The sequence below is a fragment of the Vibrio sp. 10N.261.52.C2 genome (assembly GCF_041471425.1).
Lineage (GTDB): Bacteria > Pseudomonadota > Gammaproteobacteria > Enterobacterales > Vibrionaceae > Vibrio > Vibrio crassostreae_C.
This window is the reverse complement of record NZ_JBFROH010000030.1, coordinates 139,907-146,511: the sequence shown is the minus strand read 5'-3', so window position 1 is coordinate 146,511 and position 6,605 is coordinate 139,907. Positions and strand designations below refer to the sequence as shown.

General features: G+C 44.4%; 9 protein-coding genes. All 9 read right to left on the bottom strand.

The annotated features are described in order from the left end of the window. A partial coding sequence (locus tag AB4307_RS12240) for a GTP-binding protein (protein WP_240698135.1) occupies positions 1-287 on the bottom strand: 287 nt, incomplete at its 3' end. Between the two features lie 147 nt (positions 288-434). After that, the gene (gene fusA, locus AB4307_RS12235; RefSeq protein WP_017061101.1) at positions 435-2,531 is read right to left on the bottom strand and encodes an elongation factor G; all 2,097 of its coding nucleotides are present in this window, start codon (positions 2,529-2,531) and stop codon (positions 435-437) included. Positions 2,532-2,697: 166 nt separating this feature from the next. Beyond that, entirely contained in the window at positions 2,698-3,168 is a 471-nt protein-coding gene (gene rpsG / locus AB4307_RS12230) for a 30S ribosomal protein S7 (RefSeq protein WP_010435163.1), read from the bottom strand. A gap of 107 nt (positions 3,169-3,275) precedes the next feature. Beyond that, a complete protein-coding gene (gene rpsL, locus AB4307_RS12225; protein WP_004737194.1) occupies positions 3,276-3,650 on the bottom strand; it encodes a 30S ribosomal protein S12 in 375 nt (124 codons plus the stop codon). Between the two features lie 182 nt (positions 3,651-3,832). Next, positions 3,833-4,108 carry a sulfurtransferase complex subunit TusB gene (tusB, locus tag AB4307_RS12220; RefSeq protein WP_017063711.1) on the bottom strand — a complete coding sequence of 92 codons (276 nt, stop codon included), beginning with the start codon at positions 4,106-4,108 and terminating at the stop codon, positions 3,833-3,835. Between the two features lie 8 nt (positions 4,109-4,116). Then, complete coding sequence (gene tusC / locus AB4307_RS12215; RefSeq protein ID WP_017063710.1) at positions 4,117-4,473, bottom strand: sulfurtransferase complex subunit TusC; 357 nt, start codon at positions 4,471-4,473, stop codon at positions 4,117-4,119. Beyond that, complete coding sequence (gene tusD / locus AB4307_RS12210; RefSeq protein ID WP_372128632.1) at positions 4,470-4,859, bottom strand: sulfurtransferase complex subunit TusD; 390 nt, start codon at positions 4,857-4,859, stop codon at positions 4,470-4,472. Before tusD ends, tusC begins: the two co-directional genes overlap by 4 nt. Further along, positions 4,853-5,578, bottom strand: a complete 726-nt coding sequence (locus AB4307_RS12205) for a helix-turn-helix transcriptional regulator (RefSeq protein ID WP_004729851.1) — start codon at positions 5,576-5,578, stop codon at positions 4,853-4,855. The genes tusD and AB4307_RS12205 overlap by 7 nt, the downstream gene beginning before the upstream one ends. A gap of 205 nt (positions 5,579-5,783) precedes the next feature. Next, positions 5,784-6,560, bottom strand: a complete 777-nt coding sequence (fkpA, locus tag AB4307_RS12200; protein ID WP_017061105.1) for an FKBP-type peptidyl-prolyl cis-trans isomerase — start codon at positions 6,558-6,560, stop codon at positions 5,784-5,786. Positions 6,561-6,605 lie beyond the last annotated feature (45 nt).

The window sequence follows — 6,605 nt, the reverse complement described above, 5'->3', positions numbered from 1 at the left end:
GCACCAGTGATCATGTTTTTAACATAATCCGCGTGTCCTGGACAGTCTACGTGTGCGTAGTGACGTGCTGGAGTGTCGTACTCAACGTGAGAAGTTGCGATTGTGATACCGCGCTCACGCTCTTCTGGAGCGTTATCGATAGATGCGAAATCTTTAGCAACACCGCCGTATACTTTTGCAAGAGTAGTACAGATAGCAGCAGTTAGAGTTGTTTTACCGTGGTCAACGTGGCCGATAGTACCAACGTTTACGTGCGGTTTCGTACGTTCAAATTTTTCTTTAGACACAATCGTGTTCCTTCCTAGTTATGATTCGCCACGTTCATTATTGAGCGAGACGCGCCAGAAATTGCTATTTTATGCGCCAACTCTCGTTAGCGCAATATTTGGACGCATTGTTCTTTCAAAAAATGAAAAAAAATGCCTTCCTTTTGTTTAACCACGCTCTGCAATGATTGCTTTTGCAACATTGTTAGGCACTTCAGCGTACTCACTAAACTCCATAGAGTAAGAAGCACGACCTTGTGTCGCAGAACGTAAATCAGTTGCGTAACCGAACATGACAGACAACGGAACTTGTGCACGAATTATCTTCAGGCCAGCTGTCCCCTCGTCCATACCTTCGATGATGCCGCGACGACGGTTAATATCGCCAACAACGTCACCCATCCAGTCTTCTGGAGTAGTTACTTCAACTTTCATCATAGGCTCAAGCAGAACCGGTTGCGCTTCAAGTGCACCCGTTCTGAAAGCCATAGAGGCAGCGATTGTAAACGCCATCTCACTTGAATCTGTTTCATGGTAAGAACCATCATATAGTGTAGCTTTGATATCCAAAACTGGATAGCCAGCAAGCACACCATTGTTCATCTGCTCTTCAACGCCTTTAGCAACTGAAGCGATAAACTCTTTCGGTACGATACCATTGGCAATTTCATCCACAAAGACAAAGCCTTCGCCAGCTTCTGATGGTTCTAGTTTCAGCCATACGTGACCGTACTGACCTTTACCACCATGTTCACGGATAAATTTACCTTCCGCTTTCGCTGTACCACGAATAGTCTCACGGTAAGCCACTTGCGGGTTACCAACGTTGCAGTTCACGCTAAATTCGCGCTTCATACGGTCAACGATGATATCTAAGTGTAGTTCACCCATACCAGAAATCAGAGTCTGGCCAGTTTCCGCATCCATATCAACGCGGAACGATGGGTCTTCCGCTGCTAGTTTACCTAGAGCGATAGTCATTTTATCTTGATCAGCTTGAGAGCTTGGCTCTACAACGATCTGAATAACTGGGTCTGGGAACTCCATGCGCTCAAGAACAATCTTATGGTTCTGGTCACAAAGGGTTTCACCAGTAGTCACATCTTTCAGGCCAATGATGGCTGCGATGTCACCTGCTCGTACTTCTTTTACTTCTTCTCGCTTGTTTGAGTGCATTTGAACAATGCGACCTAAGCGTTCACGTTGTTTCTTCACAGAGTTATAAGCTGTTTTACCGCTTTCAACAACACCAGAGTAAACACGGATGAAAGTTAAAGTACCAACGAATGGGTCTGTTGCAATCTTAAATGCTAGCGCTGAGAACGGTTCTTTGTCGTCTGCGTGACGCTCTGCTTCGTTCTCATCTTCATCGATACCTTTAATTGCAGGTACATCGACTGGAGAAGGAAGGAAATCAACAACTGCATCTAGAACAGCTTGTACACCTTTGTTTTTGAATGCACTACCACAAGTAGCAAGTACGATTTCATTATTAAGGGTACGAGTACGAAGACCTTGTTTGATTTCAGCTTCTGTTAGTTCACCTTCTTCAAGGTACTTATCCATCAGCTCTTCATTTGCTTCTGCAGCAGCTTCAACAAGTTCTGTACGATATTCTTCAGCCATTTCTTGCATGTCTGCAGGAATATCTTCGTACGTGAAAGTCATGCCTTGGTCAGCTTCATTCCAGTTAATTGCCTTCATCTTGATAAGATCGACAACGCCTTGGAAGTTTTCTTCAGCACCAATGTTCAGTTGAATTGGAACAGGAGTTGCGCCTAAGCGGTCCTTGATCTGTTCAACTACGCGCAAGAAGTCAGCGCCGGTACGGTCCATTTTATTAACGAAAACCATACGTGGAACTTGGTACTTATCAGCTTGACGCCATACTGTCTCTGACTGAGGTTCAACACCAGATGAGCCACAGAACACAACAACTGCACCATCAAGCACACGCAGAGAACGTTCTACTTCGATTGTGAAGTCAACGTGTCCAGGAGTGTCGATGATGTTAATACGGTGGTCCGAGAACTGAGCTTCCATACCACGCCAAAACGTAGTGGTTGCTGCTGAAGTGATCGTAATACCGCGCTCTTGCTCTTGCTCCATCCAGTCCATGGTTGCTGCACCATCGTGAACTTCGCCGATTTTGTGAGAAAGACCGGTATAGAACAGAATACGTTCACTTGTGGTTGTTTTACCTGCATCTACGTGAGCAACGATACCGATATTACGGTATTGCTCTATAGGAGTTTTACGAGCCACGGTTGAATCCTCTTATTAGAGACTTAGGGACTATTGCTATGTCTAGATTAGGCGTTAAAAGCGATGCTTCGCTAAAAATTGCTTGCCCTAGAAATAGCAATAGTTCCTAGCATAAGCATAGGAACTAAAGAAGTGCTGCAAGGAACCTTGCAGCACTAAAAAGGTATTACCAACGGTAATGTGCGAACGCTTTGTTTGCGTCAGCCATGCGGTGAACGTCTTCACGTTTCTTAACCGCAGTACCTTTGTTCTCAGACGCGTCTAGCATTTCAGCAGCTAGGCGTTGAGCCATAGATTTTTCACCACGCTTACGCGCAGCTTCAACTACCCAACGCATAGCAAGAGCGTTACGGCGAACCGGACGAACTTCTACAGGTACTTGGTAAGTTGAACCACCTACACGGCGAGATTTAACTTCTACCGCTGGGCGAACATTTTCAAGAGCTTCTTCAAATACAGCTAAGTGGTCTTTACCAGACTTCTCAGCCATTGAATCTAGTGCAGTGTAAACGATTTTTTCTGCAGTAGATTTCTTTCCGTCAACCATAAGGATGTTAACGAATTTTGCCAGCAATTCAGATTTGAACTTAGGATCTGGAAGGATCTTACGCTGACCTATTACGCGACGACGTGGCATGGATATTCTCCGTTGTCTTCTTCAGGTTTTTTCCAAAACTTTTCAGAATAATAAATAAAATAGTGTTTGGCCTTACTTAACGATTTCTTTTTAAAAAAGAGAATCAATTAAGACTTAGGACGTTTCACACCGTACTTAGAACGACCTTGTTTACGGTCGTTAACGCCAGCACAGTCAAGTGCGCCGCGAACAGTGTGGTAACGAACACCCGGAAGGTCTTTTACACGACCGCCACGGATTAGTACAACACTGTGCTCTTGTAGGTTGTGGCCTTCACCGCCGATGTACGAAGTTACTTCGAAACCGTTAGTTAGACGTACACGACATACTTTACGTAGTGCCGAGTTAGGTTTTTTAGGTGTAGTAGTGTAAACACGAGTACATACACCACGTTTTTGTGGGCACGCTTCTAGTGCAGGCACGTTGCTTTTAACAACTTGCTTTACACGAGGTTTGCGAACCAACTGGTTAATAGTTGCCATTAACTAGCTCCTGAAATTTACTTGAAAGTAAGCTTTGTGAAAAATCTATCCCTAATCACAAGTCGTAATTAGGGACGCAAAATTCTATTCAGCAGTGGGAGGTGTGTCAAGAAATATACAGATCTTTTTTAGCCGTCTAGAGCTCAGGATGGTCTACTTTTAACCAAACTGATAAAACACAGCTACCAAGTGACTGATTTGTCGTTCAAAACCGTCAGTTTAACGAAGCCATCGAAGTCAACTTGATCAATGGTACTTGAGACAAGTAGTTGTAAACCTCGGCTATCGAGATCTGGTTTTAACACCGACACCTGCTCTACTGCGCAGATTTGAGTGAATAACTCATGATTGGGAAGGCAAACATACACCGCATCTTCCACCAAAAGATACTGATCTTGTGGCTGAGAATAGGTCAATGCGAGTTTAAGTTTGTCGACTGATTTTACAATATGAAGCATAGCGTCCCCTAGAAAGTCAGTATCTGTTGGCACTGAGCTAACTTCTGCGTTAACTCGTCGGCTTCAACGGTGGTCACATCGATCAGCAGGTTGTCTGCTGAAAGACCAAACTGACTCAGACTACGCTGACACACATACACCTGTTCGATGTCGTACAGGTCCATAAGTTTGAATGCAGAGATGTAGTCACGCGATAGTGTTTCGTCGGGCTGCTGCGCTTTGAGAAGCTGTGTCACGCCATCGCCAACAAAGAACACGGCAATGTCTTCACTATATGCGGACGCAGCAAGCAGGGCGTCTAACCCTTCTCTACCCGCAGCGGTCGTATGAGGGAAACTGTTAAATATAAAGGCTAACTTTCTCAAAACTGCACAACCCTATCTTGCGTTAGTAGCGCTTCCGATAAGCTTCCTAATCCGGCTTGAGTAAATCCAGTGGCTAGGTTAGAGGCACTTAGTTGATGTTGCTCTGCTTCTTCAGAGCTAATCACTCCGCGTCTTAGCGCAGCTGCCACACAGGTTTCAAGGCTAACATCGTGTTCATCAGCCAGCTTTTGCCAAGCAGAAGCTAAATCAAATTCATCGTTAGCCGGTACGGTAAGGTCTGAGCCGTTACTGATGCCATCTTGATAGAAGAACACACTGTGAAGTTTGTGGCCCTGTTTAATCAGAGCCACGGCAAACTGGTAGGCACTTCTTGCTGACTGTGAGCCATAAACTGGCCCATTCACTAGGAGTGTATAGCTTAGCAACCCTCTTCATCCTCTGTTTTACGTTGGCGGATGTATAGGTACACGGTGTGCTTAGAGATGTTCAGTCGCTCAGCAACGCGGTTGATCGCGTCTTTAATATCGAAAATACCTTTGTCGTACAGCTCCATCACGATCTGACGGTTCTTAGTATTGTTCGATACCGATTTGTCAGCGTTAATTTCTTCAATGGTGCGTTCAACCGTTTGGTCGACAAGTTCTTCAACGTCACTAGCGAAGTTAACCGATGATGCGGCTTCGTCTGCGTCTTGTGTAGGCATGAACGATTGCAGCACTTGTGAGAATGGCGCGTCTAGATTCACGTTAATACACAGTAGGCCAATCACTCGGTCTTCACCGTTGCGGATAGCAACCGTGATCGACTTCATCAACACTCCGCCTTTAGCGCGAGTGAAGTATGAACGTGAGAAGTTACGCTTAGAACCTTCAATATCTTTTAGCATCTTCAATGCAAGATCGGTGATCGGAGAGCCAACCTGACGACCTGTATTTTCGCCGTTGGCAATTTTAATCGCAGAAGTATTGAGGTCTTCTAAAGAGTGCAAAACGATTTCACAAAACGGACCAATAAGGCTCGCAATACCGTCAACAACGGCCTCATAAGATCTTAGAATGATTTTATCGTGTTCACTGAATGGCATAACGTGGACTGATTCCATTTCAAGTAACACATCTGCATTGACTGTTTCTGTAGTAGTCACTTATTCCTTACCTTCGTGTGAAAAATCAACAAATTTATGTAAGTTTATCAGAAAATTTTAATTGCACACCTAGCTAACATTGCAACTAGTGATTTAGAACAAGTTTAAAAATCAAATACTCATCTTCAAATCATAAAAAAAGCCTAACTCAAAGTTAGGCTTTTTATTCAATCAACGTATTTTAGTACGAGGCTTTTAACCGATATTACTGTGCAGGAGCTGCTTCAGCGTTATCGATGTTTAGTAGTTCTACTTCGAATACTAGCGTTGAGTTAGCTGGGATAGTCGGTGTGTCTTGCTCACCGTATGCTAGCTCTGGCGGGATAACGAACTTGTACTTAGAACCAACTTGCATCAGTTGTACGCCTTCAGTCCAGCCTGGGATTACGCGGTTTAGTGGGAATGTTGCTGGTTCGCCACGATCGTAAGAGCTGTCGAACTGAGTACCGTCTGTTAGCGTACCTTTGTAGTGTACTTGAACGGTATCAGTGTCTTTTGGAGAAGCGCCTTCACCAGCAGTCATTACTTGGTAAAGTAGACCAGATTCAGTTTGCTTAACGCCTTCAGTTTTAGCGAACTCAGCGCGGAAGTCATCACCGGCTTTCTTCACTTCTGCAGATTTTTCTGCCGCTTGTGCTTGCATCGTTTCAGCAACACGCTTGTCTAGAGCTTCAAGAGCTGCGCGAGTTTCTTCTTCGTTAAGTGCTGTTTTCTCTGCGAATACGTCTTCGATACCTTGAAGAACCATATCTTTGTCTAGGTTGATACCTAGCTCGCTTGGCTTATCAATGCTTGTGCTTAGGTAGTTAGCGAAAGATACACCGATTGCGTAAGCCGCTTTGTCATCTTCTGTTTTAAAGTTTACTGCTTCAACTTTAACTTCTTCTACCTGTGGAGCTTCTGCCTTTGGTTCTTCTTTCTGACAACCAACTGCTAGCATAACCGTTGCGGCAAGCAGTGATACTTTTAAAACTGATTTCATTGAATTCTCCAATTAATGGCCAAGCCATTGGTTATTGTGCACAAA